General features: G+C 73.2%; 21 protein-coding genes and 1 riboswitch. Of the genes, 11 read left to right on the forward strand and 10 right to left on the reverse strand.

The annotated features are described in order from the left end of the window. Positions 1–38: 38 nt before the first annotated feature. From ABTY59_RS15695 to ABTY59_RS15705, 3 genes are all read right to left on the reverse strand, one after another. The gene (locus ABTY59_RS15695; RefSeq protein WP_352019478.1) at positions 39–1,517 is read right to left on the reverse strand and encodes a glutamate-cysteine ligase family protein; all 1,479 of its coding nucleotides are present in this window, start codon (positions 1,515–1,517) and stop codon (positions 39–41) included. An 89-nt stretch (positions 1,518–1,606) separates the two neighbouring features. Next, on the reverse strand, positions 1,607–2,002 hold the full coding sequence (locus tag ABTY59_RS15700) for a hypothetical protein (protein WP_352019479.1): 396 nt from the start codon (positions 2,000–2,002) through the stop codon (positions 1,607–1,609). Between the two features lie 194 nt (positions 2,003–2,196). Then, a complete protein-coding gene (locus ABTY59_RS15705) occupies positions 2,197–3,324 on the reverse strand; it encodes an NADH:flavin oxidoreductase (protein ID WP_352019480.1) in 1,128 nt (375 codons plus the stop codon). 128 nt (positions 3,325–3,452) lie between these two features. Here ABTY59_RS15705 and ABTY59_RS15710 point away from each other — a divergent pair, with 128 nt between their 5' ends. Then, positions 3,453–3,887: a MarR family winged helix-turn-helix transcriptional regulator gene (locus ABTY59_RS15710; protein ID WP_352019481.1), complete on the forward strand. Its 435-nt coding sequence runs from the start codon at positions 3,453–3,455 to the stop codon at positions 3,885–3,887. 37 nt (positions 3,888–3,924) lie between these two features. Here the strand turns inward: ABTY59_RS15710 and ABTY59_RS15715 are convergent, their stop codons facing one another. From ABTY59_RS15715 to ABTY59_RS15730, 4 genes are all read right to left on the reverse strand, one after another. After that, the gene (locus ABTY59_RS15715; protein ID WP_352019482.1) at positions 3,925–4,779 is read right to left on the reverse strand and encodes a DMT family transporter; all 855 of its coding nucleotides are present in this window, start codon (positions 4,777–4,779) and stop codon (positions 3,925–3,927) included. A 123-nt stretch (positions 4,780–4,902) separates the two neighbouring features. Next, positions 4,903–5,460 carry a DUF3291 domain-containing protein gene (locus ABTY59_RS15720; protein ID WP_352019483.1) on the reverse strand — a complete coding sequence of 186 codons (558 nt, stop codon included), beginning with the start codon at positions 5,458–5,460 and terminating at the stop codon, positions 4,903–4,905. Between the two features lie 274 nt (positions 5,461–5,734). After that, a complete protein-coding gene (locus ABTY59_RS15725) occupies positions 5,735–6,475 on the reverse strand; it encodes a class I SAM-dependent DNA methyltransferase (RefSeq protein ID WP_352019484.1) in 741 nt (246 codons plus the stop codon). 67 nt (positions 6,476–6,542) lie between these two features. Further along, a complete protein-coding gene (locus ABTY59_RS15730) occupies positions 6,543–7,265 on the reverse strand; it encodes an IclR family transcriptional regulator (RefSeq protein WP_352019485.1) in 723 nt (240 codons plus the stop codon). 224 nt (positions 7,266–7,489) lie between these two features. Beyond that, positions 7,490–7,631: riboswitch (SAM riboswitch) on the reverse strand. A 328-nt stretch (positions 7,632–7,959) separates the two neighbouring features. Here ABTY59_RS15730 and ABTY59_RS15735 point away from each other — a divergent pair. Further along, positions 7,960–8,607: a hypothetical protein gene (locus tag ABTY59_RS15735; protein WP_352019486.1), complete on the forward strand. Its 648-nt coding sequence runs from the start codon at positions 7,960–7,962 to the stop codon at positions 8,605–8,607. A gap of 310 nt (positions 8,608–8,917) precedes the next feature. Beyond that, positions 8,918–11,713, forward strand: coding sequence for a TIM-barrel domain-containing protein (locus ABTY59_RS15740; RefSeq protein WP_352019487.1), 2,796 nt, complete (start codon positions 8,918–8,920; stop codon positions 11,711–11,713). Between the two features lie 93 nt (positions 11,714–11,806). Here ABTY59_RS15740 and ABTY59_RS15745 read toward each other — a convergent pair whose 3' ends face one another. Further along, positions 11,807–12,625 carry an SDR family NAD(P)-dependent oxidoreductase gene (locus tag ABTY59_RS15745; protein WP_352019488.1) on the reverse strand — a complete coding sequence of 273 codons (819 nt, stop codon included), beginning with the start codon at positions 12,623–12,625 and terminating at the stop codon, positions 11,807–11,809. A 129-nt stretch (positions 12,626–12,754) separates the two neighbouring features. On the opposite strand from ABTY59_RS15745, the gene ABTY59_RS15750 reads away from it, so the two are divergent. Continuing rightward, on the forward strand, positions 12,755–13,816 hold the full coding sequence (locus tag ABTY59_RS15750) for an NAD-dependent epimerase/dehydratase family protein (protein ID WP_352019489.1): 1,062 nt from the start codon (positions 12,755–12,757) through the stop codon (positions 13,814–13,816). Positions 13,817–13,842: 26 nt separating this feature from the next. Here the strand turns inward: ABTY59_RS15750 and ABTY59_RS15755 are convergent, their stop codons facing one another. Then, positions 13,843–14,964, reverse strand: coding sequence for a sensor histidine kinase (locus ABTY59_RS15755; protein WP_352019490.1), 1,122 nt, complete (start codon positions 14,962–14,964; stop codon positions 13,843–13,845). Next, positions 14,961–15,692 carry a response regulator transcription factor gene (locus ABTY59_RS15760; protein ID WP_352019491.1) on the reverse strand — a complete coding sequence of 244 codons (732 nt, stop codon included), beginning with the start codon at positions 15,690–15,692 and terminating at the stop codon, positions 14,961–14,963. The genes ABTY59_RS15755 and ABTY59_RS15760 overlap by 4 nt, the downstream gene beginning before the upstream one ends. A 115-nt stretch (positions 15,693–15,807) precedes the next feature. On the opposite strand from ABTY59_RS15760, the gene ABTY59_RS15765 reads away from it, so the two are divergent. The 7 genes from ABTY59_RS15765 to ABTY59_RS15795 all read left to right on the forward strand — a co-directional run bounded on the left by ABTY59_RS15765 (position 15,808) and on the right by ABTY59_RS15795 (position 22,397). Further along, entirely contained in the window at positions 15,808–16,512 is a 705-nt protein-coding gene (locus tag ABTY59_RS15765; RefSeq protein WP_352019492.1) for a glycosyltransferase family 2 protein, read from the forward strand. Further along, positions 16,509–17,138 carry a TIGR04282 family arsenosugar biosynthesis glycosyltransferase gene (locus tag ABTY59_RS15770; protein ID WP_352019493.1) on the forward strand — a complete coding sequence of 210 codons (630 nt, stop codon included), beginning with the start codon at positions 16,509–16,511 and terminating at the stop codon, positions 17,136–17,138. The genes ABTY59_RS15765 and ABTY59_RS15770 overlap by 4 nt, the downstream gene beginning before the upstream one ends. Beyond that, positions 17,135–17,878, forward strand: coding sequence for a methyltransferase domain-containing protein (locus tag ABTY59_RS15775; protein ID WP_352019494.1), 744 nt, complete (start codon positions 17,135–17,137; stop codon positions 17,876–17,878). The genes ABTY59_RS15770 and ABTY59_RS15775 overlap by 4 nt, the downstream gene beginning before the upstream one ends. Continuing rightward, positions 17,875–19,392, forward strand: a complete 1,518-nt coding sequence (locus ABTY59_RS15780) for a glycosyltransferase family 87 protein (RefSeq protein WP_352019495.1) — start codon at positions 17,875–17,877, stop codon at positions 19,390–19,392. Before ABTY59_RS15775 ends, ABTY59_RS15780 begins: the two co-directional genes overlap by 4 nt. Positions 19,393–19,424: 32 nt before the next feature. Further along, positions 19,425–20,813, forward strand: a complete 1,389-nt coding sequence (locus ABTY59_RS15785; RefSeq protein ID WP_352019496.1) for a molybdopterin-dependent oxidoreductase — start codon at positions 19,425–19,427, stop codon at positions 20,811–20,813. Further along, positions 20,810–21,364 (forward strand): hypothetical protein, encoded by a 555-nt coding sequence (locus ABTY59_RS15790; protein ID WP_352019497.1) that lies wholly within the window; start codon positions 20,810–20,812, stop codon positions 21,362–21,364. The genes ABTY59_RS15785 and ABTY59_RS15790 overlap by 4 nt, the downstream gene beginning before the upstream one ends. Before the next feature lie 232 nt (positions 21,365–21,596). Beyond that, the gene (locus ABTY59_RS15795) at positions 21,597–22,397 is read left to right on the forward strand and encodes a bestrophin-like domain (protein WP_352019498.1); all 801 of its coding nucleotides are present in this window, start codon (positions 21,597–21,599) and stop codon (positions 22,395–22,397) included. Positions 22,398–22,405 lie beyond the last annotated feature (8 nt).

Here is a 22,405-nt window from a genome sequence, read left to right on the forward strand (position 1 = left end):
AGGCGTGACCGGTCAGTCGACCGGCCAGGCGTGACCGTTCAGTCGACCGGCCAGGTGTGCGCCGGCGCGTTCAGGTGCATGTAGTCGAGGTACATCCGCGTCATCCGCCGCAGCGCCTGGTGCCGGTCCACGTGGTCGATGTCCTGGATGTGGTGGAACATCTCCGACTGCCACGTCGCGCCGTTCCGGCCGGTGACGCACCGCTGCTCGATGACCCCCAGGAGCGGCTCCCGCCAGGCGCTGTCCAGGCCGGACCGCTCCAGTCCGCGGTCGGCGAGCGGCAGCAGGCGGCGCAGGACGAGTTCGGTCACCGGAACCTCACCCATCCCGGGCCAGTACAGCTGGGCGTCGATCCCGTGCCGGGCCGCCGCGTACAGATTGTCCTCGGCCGCCGAGAACGACATCCGCGACCAGACGGGCCGGTCCTCGTCCACCAGGGCGCGCAGCAGGCCGTAGTAGAAGGCCCCGTTCGACAGCACGTCGGCCACCGTGGGCCCCGCGGGCAGGACGCGGTTCTCCACCCGCAGGTGCGGCACGCCGTCGACGACGGCATAGACGGGACGGTTCCACCGGTAGACCGTCCCGTTGTGCAGGGTGAGCTCGGAGAGGCCGGGGATCTCTCCGCCGTCGAGCATCTTCTGGGGGTCCTCGTCGTCGCACAGCGGCAGCAACGCCGGGAAGAACTGCACGTTCTCCTCGAAGAGGTCGAAGACGCTGGTGATCCACCTCTCGCCGAACCACACCCGCGGACGGACGCCCTGCACCTTGATCTCTTCCGGCCGGGTGTCGGTGGCCTGTTCGAACAGCGGAATGCGCGTCTCGCGCCACAGCTCCTTGGAGAAGAGGAACGGCGAGTTCGCGGCCAGGGCCACCTGCACGCCGGCGACGGCCTGCGCCGCGTTCCAGTAGTCGGCGAACTCGTCCGGTGACACCTGCAGATGGAACTGGGTGCTGGTGCACGCCGCCTCGGGAGTGATCGTCTCGGCGTACGTGCGCAAGCGCTCCACTCCGTCCACCGAGATCAGCAGGTCCTCGCCCCGCGCGGCGAAGATCTGCTCGTTCAGCAGGTGGTACCGGGGGTTCTCGGACAGCGAGTCCGGGCCCACGTCCTTCAGCTCCAGCGTCGGCAGGATGCCGATCATGACCAGGTGCGTCCCGATCGCCGCGGCTCGCTCCTCGGCGTGGTTGAGCGCGTCCCGGATCTCCTGCTCCCAGGATCCGGGACCGCCCGCGGTGAGCTGCCGCGGCGCGACGTTGATCTCCAGGTTGAACCGCCCCAGCTCCGTCGACCAGGACGGGTCGGCGAGCGCCGCGAGGACGTCCGAGCTGCGCATGGCCGGCTCCGCGGTCCCGTCGACGAGGTTCAGCTCGATCTCCAGCCCGACCTGCGGCCGCTCGAAGTCGAAGCGGGACTCCCTCAGCATCTGGGCGAAGACGTCGAGGCAGGTGTGCATCTTGTTCCGGAACCGGCGACGGTCGTCACGGGTGAACTCCAGCGCCGGGACGTCACGGCCCATACGGCCCTCCCGAGACTCGTCGGCACGGACCCTTCTCTTCAGCGTCCCACCTCAGGGGCGACCCAACCACCGAGGGGCGGGGGAGTGCCTCACCGGTGGTCGCAGTCCCAGTGGCCCTTCACCCAGACGTGGTCCCAGTGCCCGGGAACGTAGACCCACTTGTAGGTCTTGTGGTGCTCCCAGTAGCCGTGGTGCCACTTGCCGTGGTTGTCGTGCCCGGCCTTGTGCCAGGTGTCCTGGTGGACCCGCTTCTTCTCCCAGTGGCCCTTGACCCACTTCTTCTCCCAGTGCCCCTTCTTCCACTCGCACCGGTCGTGGTGGTCGTGACGGTCACCCTGGTCGGAGGTCACGACAGAGGTGGCGACGGTCGTCGGGGCGGGAGCGGCCGCCGCCGAGCCGGAGAGCCCGAGCGCGGCGCCGCCGGCCAGCAGGCCGGACGCGGCGGCCCCCGCCACCAGCCGGCGGACTCGTACGGTCCTGGTCATGGAACACACCTCCTGCGCGCGAGCCGCAAGGAGAACGCACCGGCGACAGCGGTTCCGAAGCAGTGGCGCGGTGGATGAAACGGTGCCGAATGGTTGAAATGCCCGTTTGTGAGGCCTTTCGTCCCAGTGTGGCACGTTCGCCGTGCGCTGTCGGTTCGGTTCCGAGGACCGGTCCGGCCCGCGCGCCCCGGACGCTAGCTGAGCGTCTTCACGGCGGCCGCGTCGTACGGCTTGAGCTCGTCGGTCCGCCCCGCCAGGACCTTCGCGGCCCACTCCGGGTCCTGGAGCAGCGCGCGACCCACGGCGACCATGTCGAACTCGTCGCGCTCCAGGCGGTCGAGGAGGTCGTCGATGTTCTGGACGGGCGCGCCCTGGCCGGCGAAGGCGTGGATGAAGTCGCCGTCGAGGCCGACGGATCCGACGGTGATGGTGGGCCGGCCGGTGAGCTTCTTGGTCCAGCCGGCCAGGTTGAGGTCCGACCCCTCGAACTCGGGGATCCAGTGGCGGCGGGTGGAGGCGTGGAAGGCGTCCACACCGGCCGTGGCGAGCGGGGTCAGGATGGCCTCCAGCTCCTGCGGGGTGTGGGCGAGGCGCGCGTCGTAGGCGTCCTGCTTCCACTGGGAGTAGCGGAAGATCACCGGGAACTCCGGCGAGACGCGCTCGCGGACCGCGGCGACGATCTCCGCGGCGAACGTCGTGCGGGCGACGGGGTCGCCCCCGTACGCGTCGGTACGGCGGTTGGTCCCGGCCCACAGGAACTGGTCGATCAGGTAGCCGTGGGCCCCGTGCAGCTCCACGCCGTCGAAGCCGATGCGCTCGGCGGCCGCGGCGGCCTCGGCGAAGGCGCCGATGACGTCGTCCAGGTCGCTCCGGGTCATGGACTTGCCCGTGCCCTCGGTGCCGTCCGTGCGGATGCCGGAGGGGCCCATCGCCGGGGCGTCGGGGTAGGGCGCCTGGCCCTGCTCGCGCACCATGCCGATGTGCCAGAGCTGCGGCACGATCGTGCCGCCCGCCGCGTGCACGTCCTCGGCGACCTTGGCCCATCCCGCCAGCTGCTCCTCGCCGTGGAAGCGCGGCACGCGGTCGCTCTGCCCGGCCGAATCGTGGCCGACGTAGGTGCCCTCGGTGACGATCAGACCCACGCCGGCGGCGGCGCGGCGGGCGTAGTAGGACCGCACGTCCTCACCGGGGACGCCGCCGGGGGAGAACATCCGCGTCATCGGCGCCATCGCGATGCGGTTCGGGACGGTCAGGCCGTTCAGGGCGACGGGGCGGGACAGGATCTGGGCTGCGCGGGACGTGGGGGACGCGGTGACGGTCACGGGGGACGCTCCTCGGGGCAACTGCGAGAACTGCTTGACAACCTTGATGCTTGATAACCTCATGCAATAGGGGGACGGTAGAGGTCAATGCTTGAGGTAGTCAAGTACCTGTCGGTAGAGTGGCCCGCATGACAGAAGCTCCCCGCGTGCACACGGCCCAGCTCATGGAGCTGCTCTCCGTGTCCCTCGGCGTCTACTACGGCGATTTCACCGTCGCGGCGGCGAGTGAGAACCTCACGGCGAGCCAGGGCAGGGCCCTGACCGTGCTCCGCCGGGGCCCGGCCGCGATGCGCGCCCTGGCCGAGACCATGACCTGCGACGCCTCCAACATGACCGGCATCATCGACCGGCTGGAGAAGCGCGGCCTGGTGCGGCGAGAGGCGGGCGCCGCCGACCGGCGCGTGAAGTACGTGACCCTCACCAGCGAGGGCGAGCGCGTCACGGACGCGATCCGCGCGAAGATGCGGACCACGCACGAGGGCCTGGACGGACTGGGCGACCAGGACAGGGACGCCCTGTACTCCCTGCTGGAACGCGTCTTCGTCCCACCGCCCGCCCCCTGACCCGGCCCCCGGACGCCTCGGGCGCGCCACCCTGAGGTCAGGTGGTGCGGGCGCCGCCGCGGGTCAGCGCGAACACTCCCAGGACGATCAGCGCGATGCCCGCGAGCTGAGGCAGCAGCCACCAGCCGGACCGCACGTGTTCCTCGTACAGCAGGACACCGAGGCACAGGCTCACGGTGGCGTCGCCGAGGGTCAGGGCGGGCTGCGAGGCGATGAGCGGTCCGCCCTGCATGGCGTGTTCGAGCAGCAGAAGGGCCGCGATCCCCGCCACGCAGAAGGCGTAGGTCTGCCAGGCCGTCAGGAACGCACCGATGCCGCCCTCGGTGAGGATGTGCATCGAGGTCTTCATGAGGGCGGCGGTGAGCGCGTAGCAGATCGCCGTCGCCGCGCCGAGACACCCGGCCCGCGCGCGTCCCGGAGGTCTGCGGAGTCCGAAGGCGGTGAGGACTCCCACGGCGGCGCCGCAGGCCACCAGGGCCGGCACCCAGCGGTCGAGCTCCAGATGGGTGCGGTTGCCGGCGGGGGACGCGGCCGCGAGCGCCACCCCCAGCCCGGCCACGACCGCGGCCACGGCGGCCCAGAGCCGGCCGGGCAGACGCTCGTGCGTCATGAGGGAGGCGATCAGCAGGGCCAGGGGCAGTTCGAGCACGAACAGCGGCTGCACCAGGGCCAGTGGGCCGGTCGCGAGCGCCGCCGCCTGTCCGACACCGGCGGCGATGACGGCGAGGATGCCGGCCAGCCACAAGGGCCGGCGCAACAGGTCGAGGACGAGTCCGAACCGGAACGAGTCGGACTGCGGGACCGTGAGCGCCGCACGCCGCTGGAGCACCGTGGCCAGTGCGTTGCTGAACGCGGCGAGCAGTGCGAAGAGAACCGGCAGAACGACGCCCATGCACCGATCCTCACCGGCACGGCATCCGCCCGCGGGCCGACACCGGCGGGTACGACGACCTGGGACCCGGTCGGGCCAACGCCCGGGGACGGCGGACCGCGCGCACGCTCCGAGGAGGCCCGGTCAGCGAACCGGGCCGCTCTCCGGACCGATGCCCTTGATCCTCGTCGGGGTTCCCTCGGGGTCGAACGAGTGGTGGAAGGTGAAGGCGTCCGGCGTGGCGCCGTGCTCCTGGAGGTGCTCCAGCCGGGACACCCCGTCGCGCCAGAGGGGTATCACGCCCTCCCGGACCCACCAGAACACGTGATTGGGGTGTGCCGACCTCTCGAACCAGTCGGAACGCCTGGCCAGCGCCTCCCGGTGCAGACCGGTGTAGACGGCGTCGAAGGCGGAACGCGCGTCGGTCCAGAGCGAGAGGGTCGTGGCCAGGGCGACGGTCTCCGCGGTGCGGCCCTTGCCGTACCAGGGCGGCACGGCGAACTCGCCCCACACACCCCAGTCCAGGTCGAAGTGCGCGCCCCGGCCGCCGGGAGACGGTTCCGCGTGCGCGAGGTACCCGGGGTGCCGGCTGATCCTCTGGTAGATGACCTCGCCGCTGTCGTGGAGGTCACGCGTGAGGGGGCCGGGGTCGGCGAGTGGCGATGACAGGACGCCGAAGGTGTACAGCGCGAGATGGGGCATGCGTCTCTCCGAGGCCGGTGCGGTGGCGTACGCGTCGGGGCGCGGGTTCGTGAGGGCGTGAGCGCGCCCGTACGGGGTGGCTCAACCGGAACGAACTCCTGCGCGACCGTGGGCGATCGCCGAAGTCCAGGTGAAGGTAGCTGGCTCCACCGGCCCTGTCGAAGTTGCGTTTCTCGCGTCAAAGTGGCTTCGTGCGCAGGTCATTGCGGGCCCCGGGGGTGACGGGCGGGGCAAGCCGCTTCGGTGCGCCGGGGCGGGCGGCCGACCACAGGGGTCAGGCGGGCCTGCGCCACACGGAGATGTGCTTCGAGGAGTCCTGTGTGAAGGCCGTCCCGTCCCAGTCCCCGACGCGGCGCTCCAGCTCCAGTCCGGCGATCCGCGCCATCAGGTCGAGCTCCGCGGGCCAGGCGTACCGGTGCCGGGAGCTGTCCCGCCGGTAGCGGCCCTCCGCGTCCTCGCGCGTGAAGTGGTGCGAGACGAGGACCTGCTCGACCAGGTCGAAGGTGTCGAAGCCGAGGTGGCGCTCGGAGACGTCGAACGGCACGGCGACCTGGCCGGGCGGCAGGAACCGCAGGGGCGGCACGCCCAGTTCGATGACGAACCGCCCGCCCGGTGCCAGGTGCCGTGCGGCGTTGCGGAAGCACTCGACCTGCTCGTCCTGGGTGAGCAGGTTCGTGATCGTGTTGTAGACGAGGTAGACCAGGGAGAACTCACCGGGGACGACGGTGGTGGCCATGTCTCCGATGGTCACCGGGAGGAGGTCGGCGTCGGCCTTCCGCCGGAGAACGGCTGCCATGTGCGCGGACAGCTCGATGCCGGCCACCGGCACGCCGCGTTCCCGGAGCGGGACGCCCACCCGTCCGGTTCCGATGGCGAACTCCAGTGCCGGGCCGTCTCCGGCGAGGTCGGCGAGGAAGTCGAGCGTCGGTCCGAGGACGGCGGCCGAGGACATCTCGGTCTCCTCGGCGTCGTAGCGGTCGGCGGTCGCGCGGCTCCACAGTTCACTGCTTGTCACGGCAGGCCACTCTGCCCGGCGCGGAGGGGCGCTGTCGACCGGAATACCGGGGGCGAGGCGTCCCGGGTCACGCGAGGGCGACGACTTGGGTGAGGCGGTCGGCCGCGTCGACGGCGGCCTTGGCGAGCCGGGCGCCGGGCTGCCGGGTGAGGCGCTGGATCGGCCCGGTGACCGTGACGGCGGCCACGACGCGGTCGGACGGGCCGCGGACCGGAGCCGAGACGGAGGCCATGCCGGGCTGGTGCTCACCGATCGACTGGGCCCAGCCCCGGCGTCGTACGCCGCTGAGCGCGGTGGCCGTGAAGCTGGCGCCCTGCAGCCCTTCGTAGAAGCGCTCGGGGTCCTCCCAGGCGAGCAGCACCTGGGCGGCGGATCCGACCTTCATCGGGAGGGTGGCCCCCACCGGCACGGTGTCGCGCAGGCCGGAGGTCCGGTCGGCGGCGGCGACGCAGACGCGCAGCGCGCCCTGGCGCCGGTAGAGCTGCGCGGTCTCGCCGGTGGCGTCCCTGAGGGAGACGAGGACCGGACCGGCCGCGGCCAGCAGGCAGTCCTCGTCCGCGGCGGCCGAGAGCTCGGCCAGTCGGGGGCCGAGGACGAATCGGCCCTCGATGTCCCTGGCCACCATGCGGTGGCGTTCGAGCGCGAGGGCCAGTCGATGGGCCGTGGGCCGCGCCAGGCCGGTGGCGGAGACCAGCCCCGCCAGAGTGGCCGGGCCCGCCGCCAGCGCGCCGAGGATCACGGCGGCCTTGTCGAGGACGCCGACTCCGCTAGAAATATCCGAAATGTCCATGAGGGGGTACTCCAGTCTCGATCCGCGAGCGACCGGCTCGCGGAGGCCTCGTGCGGGGAGGGTGGGGATGATCAGCGGGGAAGGGCCGAAGCGGTCGGCCGATATGCCGTGGTGATCACGAGACGGGTACGCGACATGCGCGGGGCGGACAGGGTGAGGCGGGTACGCGACAGGCCCGGGGCGGACAGAGCCGGGGCGAAAGGCAGCACAGAGAGCACCGTGTCTCCTCATCTTTTCCTGCGCCACGTTGGCGCAGGCCGGAGTTGGCACTGATCCCGACGGCGCGGCGCGAACGATGAGCGCCGAGTCGAACGGGGAGTTGCCGGGGCTTCGTAGGGCCGGTCCCTCCACCCCTCTGGATGATTCGCGGAGAACCATACAAGACTCCGGGGGGTGGCTGCCAACGGCTTCCCGGGCGCGTCGAACGCCAGGTCAGGTCGGTCGGCGCCGTCGTCGGCACGGGGGCGGGTCGCGGTGTCACGCACGACGTTCGGGTCAGTGGATCTGACGATCTGTCAGTAGTGGCCGGAAACCTGCCTGGACACCCCTACCGGCCGGTTCTACTCTCTAGTCACTTTGCGCGTCACCCCCCACGCACCATGCGTACACACCGTGCGCAACGGCACCCCGCGCACGGCACCATGCGACGACCCGCACCTCCTCGCACCCCACCGTCGATCAACGAGGAGATCTCATGTCCAAGCTGCTCGTGTCCCTCACCGGCCTCGCTGCCGCCGGCGCCCTCTCCTTCGGGGCCGCCGGCACCCAGGCCGCCTCGACCACCGTCCTGCCGGCCGGCCACTCCTTCTCCGCCAAGCTCACCGGCAAGGCCACCTTCGTCGCCGGGTCGACCACGATGACCTGCACCGTCTCCGCCTCCGTGCCGACGAGCGGAGCCAACAACGCCATCCCCGCCGCCCCCGGCAACCACAACGCCGCGGGCCCCGTCTCCGTACCGGTCAATCCGCCCAGCTTCAGCGGGTGCAGCACCAGCATCTTCGGCGTGAACGTGACCATCACGAGCAACGCGACCAACGGCCCCTGGACGCTCTCCCTCCAGAACGGCGCCCCCGTCACGGGCGGCTTCACCATCCCCAAGGGCGGCGTCGTCCTCAAGACCAGTGGCCTCGCCAGCTGCACCATCACCGCCTCGCCGGCCGGACCGACCGCCGTCAACGGCACCTGGACCAACGGCAGTCCGTCCGCGCTGGCCATCGTCAACGCCCCGTCCCCGCGACCGCCACGGGCGGCTTCCTCTGTCCGACCGGCAATCAGTCCGCGACCTTCAGCGCCACGTACCAGCTCGGCGACACCACGGACCCGGCCCAGCAGATCACCGTGACCGGCTGACCGAGACGCGCCACGTCGAAGGCCCGCCCACCGGCAGACCGGTGGGCGGGCCTTCCGGCGTCGGCCCCGCGGCACCGCGACGCGGGCCGCCACGGGAGTGCCGGTCGGCGCGGAGCGGGACGCGGCGGGTACGCGTCCCTCGGGTTCCGTGTGCGCGAAGCTGCTCGTAACCGTGTCCGTTCGCGCACTTGACGTCATGCACCTGTCACTGCTGCCATGTCTCACGCCCCGACAGGAACAGCTCCAACGACCGCGCCGCCGCACCCGCCGACGCCGCCGACCTCGTGAGGAGAACCAGTCGCATGACCGCCGCCGTCCCGCGCGCCCTGCCACGACCGAGCCTCAGACGGATCGCGCTGACCCTGGCCGCGACCTTGATCGCGGCCCTCCTGGCCGTCGTCCTTCCCGCACCGGCCGCCCAGGCGGCCACCGCCGGCAACGCCACCGGCGTGAGCCGCTCCGGCGACACCTTCACGATCACCACGTCGAGCGGAGCCGCCGCCCGCGTCGTGATCGCCCGCGCGGACGTCCTCCGCGTCTGGCTCTCGCCCAACGGCTCCTTCACCGACGACCCGGCCGGGGGAGACCTCGCCGTCAACACCGCCTTCGGCGCGGTGGGGGCGACACTCACCGACACCGGCTCGTACTACCGCATCGCCACACCGTCGATCAGCCTGCGCGTCAACAAGGCTCCGCTGACCTTCGCCCTGTACCGGGCGGACGACGCGACCCTCCTGTGGGCGGAGTCGCAGCCCACGACCTGGACGGGCTCGCAGACCACCCAGTTCCTCACCCGGGCGGCCGACGAGCAGTTCTACGGCACAGGGCTGCGGCTCGGCGAATGGGCCCTGAGGGACAAGACCGTCCCCGTCGCCGTGTCCAACCAGTGGACCGAGAACAGCAACGCCAGCCCGGCCCCCTTCTACATGTCCACCAACGGCTACGGCGTCATGCGCAACACCTGGTCCCCGGGGTCGTACTCCTTCGGCGCGCCCACCTCCCTGCGCCACAACGAGAACCGCTTCGACGCCTGGTACTTCGCCGGCAACTCCCTCAAGGACGTCCTGAACGGCTACACCGACGTCACCGGCAAGCCGTTCCTCGCCCCGATCTGGGGCCTCGAACTCGGCAACGCCGACTGCTTCAACGCGTCGAACCCCGCCTACCAGGGCGACCACGACCGGCTCCGGCACCAGACGACCCCCGACGTCGTCGGCTACGCCGCCGACGCCCGCGCCGCGAACATGCCCTCCGGCTGGTTCCTCCCCAACGACGGCTACGGCTGCGGCTACACCGACCTCCCCGGCACGGCCGCGCAGCTGAAGGAGAAGGGCTTCCGGACCGGACTGTGGACGTCCACGGGCCTGTCCGGCATCGGCTGGGAGGTCGGTACGGCGGGCTCGCGAGCGGTGAAGACGGACGTCGCCTGGATCGGAGGCGGCTACAAGACCGCCTTCAACGGCGTGAAGCAGGCCGTGGAGGGGATCGAGAACAACTCCGACGCGCGCCGCTTCGTATGGACCGTGGACGGCTGGGCGGGAACGCAGCGCAACGCCGTCGTGTGGACCGGAGACACCTCCGGCACCTGGGACGCCATGCGCTGGCACGTCCCCGCGATCGCGGGGGCCGGTCTGTCCGCCCTGAACTACGCGAGCGGGGACGTCGACGGCATCTTCGGCGGGAGCCCGCGGACATACGTGCGCGACCTGCAGTGGAAGGCCTTCACCCCGGCGTTCATGACCATGTCCGGTTGGGGCGCGACCAACCCCGCGGCCGGCTACCAGGACAAGCAGCCGTGGCGCTTCCCGGAGCCCTACCAGTCGATCAACCGCAAGTACCTGCACCTCAAGATGCGGCTGATGCCCTACCTGTACACGATGAGCCGCCACGCGTCCGACACCGGCGTCCCCTCCACCCGGGCGATGGTGCTGGAGTACCCCGACGACCCCGTCGCGCGCGGGAACCGGACCAGCGGGCAGTTCATGGCGGGCGACTCCTTCCTCGTCGCCCCCGTCGTCTCCGACACGTCCACCCGTGACGGCATCTACCTGCCCGCCGGCAACTGGACCGACTACTGGACCGGGAAGGTCTACACCGGACCCGGCTGGCTCAACGGCTACTCCGCACCCCTCGACACCCTGCCGCTCTTCGTCAAGGCGGGCGCGATCGTGCCGATGTGGCCGCAGATGAACTACACGGGCGAGAAGCCCGTCTCCACCCTCACCTACGACATCCAGCCGCGCGGCAACTCCTCCTTCAGCCTCTACGAGGACGACGGCGTCACCCGGGACTACAAGAACGGCGCCTCCGCACGGCAGCGGGTCGACGTCACCGCACCCACGACGGGCACCGGCGACGTGACGGTCTCGGTGGGAGCGCCCACCGGCACCTACACGGGCAAACCGGCGTCCCGCGGATACGAGTTCACCCTGCGCAGCGCGAGCGCCCCGGGCGCGGTCCGCGTCGGCACCACCAGTCTCCCGGCACTGAGCGGCAAGGCCGCGTACGACGCCGCCACCACCGGCTGGTACTACGACGCAGCCGATCGCTCCGGCACGCTCTGGGTGAAGACCGGAACCACCGGCGCCGCGTTCACGCTCACGGCCACCGCCCTCACCGTCCCGACCGGCACCACGGTCGGCGGATCGGCCCCGATCAGCCAGACGGGCTGGAGCGTCGTCCGGGCCGACAGCGAGGAGAAGGCGGCCGAGAACGGCGCCGCGGCCAACGCGATCGACGGCAACCCCGCCACCCTCTGGCACACGAGGTGGTCCGGCAACGCGGCCGCCCTCCCGCACGAGATCCAGATCGATCTGGGCGCGCGCTACGAGGTCGACTCCGTCACGCACCTTCCCCGCCAGGACGGTGGCGTCAACGGCCGCATCGGCTCCTACGAGCTGTACGTGTCGGACAGTACGAGCTCCTGGGGCACCCCCGTGGCCACGGGCACCTTCCCCGACACGGCGGCGGCGACGCGGGTCGCGTTCAGCGCGAAACCCGGCCGCTACCTACGCCTGAGGGCACTGACCGAGGCCGGCGGCCGGGGCCCCTGGACCAGTCTGGCCGAGCTCACCGCGACCGGTCGCCCCACCGGCTGACAGCGCTCGACGGACGGGCGCCGCTCGGCGACGCCCGTCCGTCCGTCGGTACGTCCGAGGGAGCAGGACCCCGCCCCCGGCCGTGACGGCCGGTCAGGCCCGAGGGGCGCGTGGCTCAAGACGGAACTCGAAGCCGAGCGTGCCCGGGTCGAGCGCCGTCGCGCCACCGTCGACGGTGAGCACCGCACCGTTCACGAACGAAGCGGCGGGGGACAGCAGCCAGGCGACGGCCTCCGCCACCTCGCGCGGCTCACCCGGCCGCCCGGCGGGCAGGACCCGGGTCACCTCCTCGTACGCCGCCTCCAGACCGTTCCCCTCCAGGCCCGCCTCGTCGGCGAACCGGTTCATCCGGCGGTCCGCCATGTCGGTGCGCACCCAGCTCGGGCACACCGTGTTCGCGCGCAGGCCCGCGCCCCCGTAGTCGACCGCGAGCGAGCGGCACAGCTGGAGCAGCGCCGCCTTGGAGGTGGCGTAGGCGGCGTTCCCGACGCCGTTGCGCAGTGCGGACACCGAGGCCACCGCGACCACCGCGCCGCGGGCGTCGAGGAGGTGGGGGAGCGCGGCGCGCAGCAGCAGGAACGGACCCGTGAGGTTGGTCCGCATGACCTCGTCCCAGTCCTCGAGCGTCACCTCGCCCACCCCGCCGCCCCGCCCGATGCCGGCGTTGAGGACCAGACCGTCGAGCCGTCCGTACGTGCCGACCACGGTCTCCACGAGCGAGGTCACCGCGGCGGGGTCCCCGATGTCCGACGGTACGGGCAGGGCGCCGCTCTCCTCCGCGACCAGCCGCAGCGGCTCGGGCCGCCGCCCGGACACCGCCACCTTGTGCCCCTCCCGGGCCAGTGCCAGCGCGGTCGCGGCCCCGATCCCCGTTCCGCCGCCGGTCACCAGGTACACGCGCTGGTCCGCCATGTCCGCCACCTCTCCCGTGTGTTCCCGGTGATCTTAGGCGCGCGAGCGACACCGAGGGCTCGTGACGGAACTCTTACGGCACGGTGCGGGAGCGGGCGCCGCGTAAGCGGAGTCCGTAGCGTGCCGGGCATGCGAGTACTCGTCACAGGAGGAGCCGGATTCATCGGCTCGGAGGTGGTCGCCGCGCTGGCGGCCGGGGGACACACGCCGGTGGTGCTGGACGCGTTGCTGCCGGCCGCCCACCCGAGGGCCCCCGAGGTGCCGGACGCCGAGTTCGTCCGGGGCGACGTCCGGGACGCGGAGACGGTGCGCGGCGCGCTCCGCGGGGTGGACGCCGTCTGCCACCAGGCCGCCATGGTCGGTCTGGGCAAGGACTTCGCGGACGCTCCGGACTACGTCGCCTGCAACGACCTGGGCACGGCGGTGCTGCTGGCCGGCATGGCCGAGGCCCGGGTGCGCCGGTTCGTGCAGGCCGGGTCGATGGTGGTGTACGGCGAGGGACGCTACGAGTGCCGCGCACACGGTGTGGTGCGGCCGGGCCCTCGGGCGGTGGCGGACCTGGAGGCCGGCCGGTTCGAGCCGCGCTGTCCGCGCTGCGCGGCCGAACTGGTGCCCGGGCTGGTGGGTGAGGACGCGCCGGCCGATCCACGGAACGTCTACGCGACGACCAAGCTGGCGCAGGAGCACCTGGCCACCGCATGGGCACGGGCCGTCGGGGGTACGGCCGTGTCGTTGCGGTACCACAACGTGTACGGGCCGGGCATGCCGCGGGACACCCCGTACGCGGGTGTGGCCTCGTTCTTCCGGTCGGCGCTGGCACGTGGTGAGGCCCCGCGGGTGTTCGAGGACGGCGCTCAGCGGCGGGACTTCGTCCACGTCCGCGACGTCGCCGGGGCCAACGCGGTCGTGCTGGCGGGCATCGGGGACCTGCCGGCCGGCGGCCACACGGCGTACAACGTGGGCAGCGGCGACCCGCACACGGTGGGGGAGATGGCCGCGGCGCTCGCCTCGGAGCACGGCGGCCCGGCACCCGTGGTGACGGGCGAGTTCCGCCTCGGGGACGTGCGGCACGTCACCGCCGACGCGTCACGGCTGCGGCGCGACCTGGGCTGGCTCCCCGAGACCGGGTTCGCCGAGGGAATGTCCGAGTTCGCCCACGCGACCCAACGGGCTTCGGCGGGGGTGGGGTAGCCGCCCGCCCCGCGCCCCCGCCCCCCTCAGGCGTCGGCGGCGCCCGCGAGCGGTAGCGTCACCTCGAAGCGGCAGCCGCCGGGGACGTTGGACACGCGTGCCCGTCCCGCGTGCGCCTCGACGATGCCGCGTACGATCGCCAGGCCCAGTCCCGCGCCGGCGGGCGGCGTCCGGGCGGGGTTGCCGCGCCAGCCGGTGTCGAAGACCTTCGGCAGGTCGTCCTCGGGGATGCCGCCGCAGCCGTCGGTGACGGAGAGCACGGCGGTGTCCGCGCTCCGGCCGACGCTCACGGCGACGGTGCCGTCGGCGGGGGTGTGGCGGATGGCGTTGACCAGGAGGTTCGCCAGGACCCGGGTCATCTCCTTGCCGTCCACGTCGACCGGTACGTGCGCGAGGTCGTCGCCGCACAGCCGTACGCCGCGTTCCCGGGCGAGCGGGTCGGCGCCCAGCAGGGCGTCGGCCGCCAGGTCCTGGAGGGAGACACGGCTGGGGGCCAGTTCGAGGGCACCGGCATGTATGCGGGACAGCTCGAAGAGGTCGCCGACCATGGCGTCCAGACGCTCGACCTCGGTGCGGATCCGGCGGTGGTACCGGGCGGGTTCGGCGGCCACCCCGTCCTCCAGCGCCTCGGCCATGGCCCGCAGTCCGGCGAGCGGGGTGCGCAGGTCGTGGGAGATCCAGGCGACGAGTTCGCGGCGGGAGGCCTCCAGGGCGCGTTCGCGTTCCCGGGACGCGGCGAGCTTGGCGCTGGTGGCGGCGAGTTCGCGGGTGACGGCGGCCAGTTCCGCGGTGGACCGGGCGGGCGGCGCGGCGAAGCTGCCGCCCTCGCCGAACTCCCGGGCCGCGCGGGCCAGATCGCGGCCGCGGGCGACGACCCACCGTCCCAGCACGAGCGCGGTCGCCAGCGAGACGACGGCGGCCATGGCGACGACGAGCGTGACGACGGTCAGGTCGTGCGGGGACAGGAACATCGCCCGGGCGACGGCGAGGGTGCCGGCGAGCATCGCGGTGACGGCCACCCCGGCGACCACGGTCAGGGAGACGGCGACGGAGCGGTGGCGCAGGAACCTCAGCGCGACCGCGCCGAGCCCGCCGGCACAGGCCGCACCGCCGAGGGCGAAGGCCGCGATGAGCAGGACGTCCTTCATCGGGTGTCCTCCGGTCCCGTCCCCGCCGGGTCGAAGCGGTAGCCGATGCCCCAGACGGTCCGGATGAGGCGGGGGGAGGCCGGGTCGTCCTCGATCTTGGCGCGCAGGCGACGTACGTGGACGGTGACGGTGGACAGGTCGCCGAACTCCCAGCCCCACACGTCCCGCATCAGCTCCTCGCGGCCGTGCGCCCGGCCGGGGTGGGCGAGGAAGTGCGCGAGGAGGTCGAACTCCCTCAGGGTGAGCGTGAGGTCCCGGCCGTGCTTGGCCGCCCGACGGGTCCCGCGGTGGACGTCGATGCCGGCCGCGCTCAGCACCGCGGCAGTGGTGGCCGGGGCGGTGGCGCGGCTGCGCCGCAGCACGGACTCGACGCGCAGGACCAGCTCGCGCGGGCTGAACGGCTTGGTGACGTAGTCGTCCGCGCCCAGCTCCAGACCCGCGATCCGGTCGTCCTCGTCCCCGCGCGCGGTGAGCATGATCACCGGTACGGGACGCTCGGCGCGCAGCCGGCGGCAGACTTCGAGGCCGTCGATGCCGGGCAGCATCAGGTCGAGGACGACCAGTTCGGGGTGGGTGCGGGCGGCCGCGTCGAGGGCGGCGGGCCCGTCGGCGGCCTGTTCGACGTCGTGGCCGGCGCGGCGCAGATAGCCGGTGACGACCTCGGCGACGGTCGGGTCGTCGTCGACGACGAGGACACGGGCGGGTGGCATGGCCAAGGACGTGCTCATGGGGGCAAGCCTGGCAGCCCGCGGCCCCCGTCGGCCGCACCGGGGCTCCCCGAACAGCCGACGTCCGAGTTTCGTAAGGAGTCGATGTCCGCTATGTCCCGTGGGAATTCCTACGGTGGCAGTCGTGACCGAACACACCGTGGACGTCGTCCTCCCCTGTCTGAACGAGGCCGGGGCACTGCCCTGGGTCCTCGCGCGCATCCCCGCCGGCTGGCGGGCCCTGGTCGTGGACAACGGGTCCACCGACGGGTCCGCCGACCTCGCCCGCTCCCTCGGCGCGACGGTGGTGACGGAGTCCCGGCGGGGCTTCGGTGCCGCCTGCCATGCCGGGCTCATGGCCTCCGACGCCGAGTACGTCTGCTTCTGCGACTGCGACGCCTCCCTCGATCCCGGTCTGCTGGCCGGATTCGTCCGGACCCTCGCGGCCGGGGAGGCCGACCTCGTCCTGGGGCGGCGCCGACCGCAGCGCCGGGGCGCCTGGCCGCCGCACGCCCGCGCCGGGAACCTCGCCTTGTCCCGGATGCTGCGCCGTCGCACCGGGCTCCGGCTGCACGACCTCGGCCCCCTGCGCGCGATGCGCCGCGAGGAGCTGCTGCGGCTGGAGCTGACCGACCGGCGGTCCGGCTACCCGCTGCAGATGGTCGTCAGGGGCGCCGACGCGGGCTGGCGGGTGCGGGAGGAGGACGTTCCGTACCTGCCGAGGACCGGGAAGTCGAAGGTCACCGGCACCTGGCGGGGCACCTGGCACGCGGTCCGCGACATGCGCGCCGTGCTCGCCGAACCGCCGGCCGCCTCCGAGGTCCCCGGTGGTGCGCGGTGACCACTCTGCTCCTGATCGCCAAGGAACCGGTCCCGGGCCGGGTCAAGACGCGGCTCACCCCGCCGTTCACCCCGGCCGAGGCCGCGGCCCTGGCCGAGGCGGCCCTCGTCGACACCCTGGCCGCCGCGGCGGCCACCCCCGCCGACCGGCACGTCCTGGTCCTGGACGGAACCCCCGGCCCCTGGCTGCCGCCGGGCTTCGACGTCGTACCCCAGGGCGGCGGGGGCCTCGACGAGCGGCTGGCGGCCGCCTTCGCCGCCTGCGCCGGCCCGGCGCTGCTGATCGGCATGGACACCCCGCAGCTCACCCCGGAGCTCCTGGCGCCCGCCCTGCGCTTCGAGGAGAGCGACGCCTGGTTCGGCCCCGCGGCGGACGGCGGCTTCTGGGCCCTGGGCCTGGCGGAGCCCGACCCGGCCCTGCTGCTCGGCGTACCCATGTCCGTACCCGAGACCGGCTCCGTGCAGTACGGGCGGCTGCGCGCGGCCGGACTGCGTACGGCCCTGCTGCCCCGGCTGCGGGACGTGGACACCGCCGCGGACGCGGCCGAGGTGGCCGCTCTGGCGCCGGCCGGTCGCTTCGCGGCACGCCACCGGGAACTCACCGCCGACCTGACGGCGGCGCGATGACCACGGCGACCCGCACGACCGTGACCCCACCCGAGCCGCGCGGTGTGCCGGCCCCGGCCTGGCGCGCGGATCCCTACTCCTCGGCCCTGCGCACGGGCGTGGGCCCCCTGTTCCTGCACCGCACGGACGGCTGGCTGCTGCCCCTGGACGTCCAGCGCTGGTGCGCCGGAGCCGACGCCGCCGACGAGAGCGTCCTGGCCCGCTGCCACGGTTCCGTCCTCGACATCGGCTGCGGACCGGGCCGGCTCGTCGCGGCCCTGGCCGAACGCGGCCGCCGCGCCCTCGGCATCGACGTGACCCCGGCTGCCGTGACGCAGACGCTGCGCCGGGGCGGAACGGCGCTGTGCCGCTCCGTGTTCGAGCCCCTCCCCGGCGAACGGCGCTGGGACACGGCCCTGCTGATGGACGGCAACATCGGCATCGGCGGCGCCCCCACGGCGCTCCTGGAACGCGTCGCGGCGCTGCTGGCCCCCGGCGGGCGCCTCCTCGTCGAGGCCGCGCCCGTCGAGGTGGACGAGCGCTGCGAGGTGCGCCTCGACGACGGCCGTGGCACCCTCGGCGCCCCCTTCCCCTGGGCCAGGGTCGGCAGCGGCGCACTGCTGCGCCACGCGGCGGCGAGCGGCTGGCGGCCCGTGGAGAGCTGGACGGAGGACGGCCGGCACTTCGCCGAACTCGTCGCCGTCGCACCGCTCGACCTCACCCCGGTGGAAGCCCCGCCCCCTCCCGGAGCCGCGCCATGACACGTCCCGCCACCTCCTTCCGGGCCACCGCCGTCACCGCCGCCGTCGTGGCGGCCCTGGGCGCGGTGCTCGTCCTCACCGTCCGCAGGGACGGTTACGTCGCGGACCCGGCGGGCCTGTCCTGGATGTACGCCGCCTGCTGGGCCCTGTTCGCGGCCGCCGCCTGGTCCCTGCGCGGGGTGCCCGCCCGGCACACCACCGCCCTGGTCCTCCTCGGCGGCATCGCGGTCGCCGCGACGGGCCTGGTGGCCGCGCCCCGCACCAGCACCGACTCGTACCGCTACGCCTGGGACGGCCGCGTGCAGGCGGCGGGCCTGTCCCCGTACGACCACGCCCCGGCCGACGCCGCCCTCGCGCCGTACCGCGACCGCTGGCTGTTCCCCACCGGGCCGGAGTGCGGCGAGCCCGACCTGGCGGCCGTGTCCGACGGCGTCTGCACGCGGATCAACCGTCCCCGGGCGCACACGATCTACCCTCCGGCCGGCGAGCTGTACTTCCTCCTCGTCCACGCCCTCTCCCCGGACGGTGTCCGGCACAAGGCCCTCCAGGTGGGCGGCGCCGTCCTCGCCGTGGCCACCACACCGGTGCTGCTGCGGATCCTGCGGCGCAGGGGCGACCCTCGGACGGCCGCCTATTGGGCCTGGTGCCCGGCCGTCCCCGTCGAGGCCGTCAACAACGCCCACGCCGACGTCCTCGCCGTCCTGCTGTCCGTCGCCGCGCTGGGCCTGACGGTCCGCCACCGGGCTCTGGGCGGTGTGGTGCTGGGCCTGGCCACGGCCGTCAAACTCCTGCCGGCCGTCCTGCTGCCCGGCGCCCTGTCCGGCGTGCGCCGCGTCCGGGACGCGGCCGCCGTCCTGCTCCCCGTCGCCGCCGTCCTCGCCGCCCTGTACGTGCCGTACATCCTGCTCTCCCACTCCTCCGTGCTCGGCTACCTGGGCGGCTACGCCGACGAGGAGGGCTACCAGGACGCCTCCTCCGGAAACCGGTACGCGCTGCTGCGCCTGCTGTTCCCCGACTCCTGGGCCGTGCCCTGCGTCCTCGCGGGCATGCTCGCCGTCAGCCTGTACGCGATCAGGCGGGGCGACCCGGGGCGCCCGTGGAGCGGTGCCCTCCTGGTCACCGGAACCGCGTTCCTCCTGACGACACCCGGCTACTCCTGGTACGCCCTCCTCCTGGTCGCCCTGGTGGCGCTCGACGGGCGCTGGGAGTGGCTGGGGGTCGCGCTCGCGGGCGCCGCCGCCTACGTCACCGGCCGCGCGGCGGCCGACGCCGGCACGGTCGCGTACGTCGTCGCCGCCGTGGCCGTCATGGCCGGGTGGGCGGCCCGGAAGCGATCCGCGGGACCACGCCGACCCGCCCACCGGCCGACCGGACGGCGCCCCGGCGGCCACGAGGCCCCGCAGCCGGGCCCGCACGCGGCCGGGCGACAGCACGAGGCCACCCGCGTCGGCGCGTCACGAGCCCTCCCACGCAGGCGGAGGGCCATCTTCTTCTCGACGGGGGAGACCCGGTGAGCCCGGCGATGCGGAAACCGAGGAAGCACTCCATGCAAGCGAACAGCAGCGGGACACCCGCAGCCGGCGACCCGGCCCCCCAGGGACCGGCCCACGAGGAATCCGCCCCCGCCGACGGCAGCCCGGCACGGCTCGCCCGGCTCCGCTCGACCCTGGCCTCCGGGTGGGCGGCCGGCCCGCCGAGGGGGCCGTCCCGCCCGGAGTTCTGGCGCAGCCCGCTGCGTGGCCCATGGCTGACCGCCGTGCTCGGGACCGTCCTGCTCTTCGGCATCACGATCCTCTTCGTGACGGGTCTGCTCTCGTACACGGCGTACGATCCGAACCTCGCCGCGGTCAACGACCAGACCCCCGACAAGGGCTGGCTCGGCTTCCACCTCTTCTCCTGGCCGACCTCGCCCTCCTGGCTCTACCGGGTCACGCAGGGCGTCCACGTCACCCTCGGCATCGCGCTCGTGCCCGTGCTCCTGGCGAAACTGTGGTCGGTGATCCCGAAGCTCTTCGCCTGGCCCCCGGTGCGGTCGGCCGCCCAGGCCCTCGAACGGCTCTCCCTGCTCCTGCTGGTGGGAGGCGCCGGCTTCGAGTTCGTCACCGGCATCCTCAACGTGCAGCTCCACTACCTCTTCCCGGGCTCCTTCTACGTCCTCCACCTGTACGGGGCCTGGGTGTTCATCGGTGCCTTCGCCGTCCACGTGACCCTCCGGCTGGGACGGACCGTACGGACCCTGCGCACCGGGCCGCGGCAGCCGGCCCCCGACAGCGAGGAGGCGGCCGGCCTGGTCTCGCCACGCCCGGCGGCACCCACCATCTCCCGGCGGGGCGCGCTGGGCATGGTCGGGCTGGGGTCGCTGGCGCTGCTGGTCGTGACCGCCGGACAGAGCGTGGGCGGCCGGTGGCGGCAGACCGCGCTGCTCGCCCCGCACGGCGGCCAGGACCCCGGCCCCGGCCCGAACGGCTTCCAGATCAACAAGACCGCCGCCTCCGTCGGCATCCGCCCCAGTGACATCGGCCCCGCGTGGCGCCTGACCGTCCGCGGCGCGGGCCGCCAGGTCGAGCTCACCTACGACCGTCTCCTGGCCCTCCCGCAGAACGAGGCGCTGCTGCCCATCGCCTGCGTGGAAGGCTGGTCGACCCCCGACCAGCACTGGAGCGGCGTCCGTCTCACCGACCTGGCCGCCCTCGTCGGGCTGGGCACCCACACCCCGCCGGTCCTGGTCGAGTCCGTGCAGCGGGGCGGGTCCTTCAGCTCGGTCGTCCTGAGCGCCCACCAGGTCCGCGACACCCGCTCCCTGTTGGCCGTACGGGTGAACGGCGCCGTCCTCTCCCACGACCACGGCTATCCGGCCCGGGCGATCATCCCCGGCGCTCCCGGCGTCCACAACACCAAGTGGGTCACCCGCCTCACCTTCGGGGAACCGGCATGACACCTGCTCCGCACGCGGTCACCACGGCCTTCCGCCGGCGTTACGGGGCCTCGCCCCTGCACCTGCTCCTCGTCGTCGTCTCCTTCGCCCTGGCCTGCTACGCCGGTGTGCGGCTGCTCAAGGGCGACGCCCTCGGCGTGGCGGTGTGGTTCGTCGGAGCGGCACTCCTGCACGACCTCGTCCTGCTGCCGCTGTACGCGGTCACGGACCTCGCCGTACAGCGCGTCCTCGGAACCCCCTCGGGACAGGTCCGGGGCAGGCCACGGATCGGGGTCAACCACGTCCGGGTACCGGCGTTCGTCTCCGGCCTCCTGCTGCTCGTGTACTGGCCTCTGATCCTCCGCCGGGTCGGCCGATACACGAGCAGCACCGGGCTGCCGGCGGACGTCTTCCTGGGGCGCTGGCTGCTGATCACCGCCGGCCTCTTCGCCGCCTCGGCGGCCGTCCTCGCCGTGCGCCTCCGGCACGGCGGCAGGGACGCACGGAGGACGAGGGCCCACGCCCGCGCACAGGCCAAGGCGCGAGCGCGAGACCACGGAACCGGGTCCTGAGACCGCGGCGCACACGTCACCGCGCGTGCCTGACGCTCGGGGCCGACGGCCCGACAGCCCCGGCGGGGGAGGCCGGTGTCTCGTCCGCCTGGCGGAACGGGCATCCCTCGTGCGGGGGCGAGCGAACGTTTCCGTTGTTCCGCTCTCGCCACCCGCCTGGGCATGATCACGCCGCCCCGGACCCGCCCCCGGGGACGTTCCCCTGCCTTCCCGCTTCCCGGAGGTGGCCCCCGTGGTCCTCGTCATCGTCGTCGCCGTACTCGCCCTGCTCGCCGGCCTCGCCGCGAACCGCTGGCTGAGGCCACGACTGATCAACGTCGACGACGACGAAGGGATGGCGGTCAAGGACCTGGTCGGGCCCCTGCTGACGATGACCGTCCTGCTGCTCTCCTTCGTGCTGGTCACCGCCAACGGCTCGTACGGAAAGGCCGAGGTCGCCTCGCGCGGCGAGGCCCGGGCGCTGGACCAGCTCGTCGAGACCGCCGAGTACGCCCCCGCGCTCCAGCGGGCCCGTATCCAGGCCGACGCCGTCTGCTACGCCCGCGCCGTACGGGAGCAGGAATGGCCCGCGATGGCGGACGGGAAGGGGTCGCCGGCCCCCAGCGTGTGGTCCACCGACTTCCGGGAGTCCTTCGAGGCCCTGGCGGGGCAGCCGGTCTTCGGGATGCTCGTCGCCGCCGACAACAAGCGCTCCGACGAGCGGGAGGAGCGCCTCACCCAGGCGACGTCCAGCATCCCCAGCACCATCTTCTGGTTCCTCCTCGCCACCCTGGTCATCACCGTCACGGCCCTGGGGATCTGCCTGCCCCGGAGGAACAACGGGGGCCAGATCATCACCCTCGTCGTGATCACCGCCCTCCTGACCACGGCCCTGGTCATCATCCGTGACGTCGACCGCCCCTTCGGCGGTGTCATCAACGTCGCACCCACCGCCATCACCGAGGCCGAGCGTCAGGCCGCACGCGACTTCACGGTCAACCACCCCGGATCCGACGTCCCGTGCGACGAGGACGGAAACCGCCGAGCCGCCTGACGCGCGCA

Source organism: Streptomyces sp. NPDC096079, from assembly GCF_040303145.1.
In the GTDB taxonomy this organism is placed as follows: domain Bacteria; phylum Actinomycetota; class Actinomycetes; order Streptomycetales; family Streptomycetaceae; genus Streptomyces.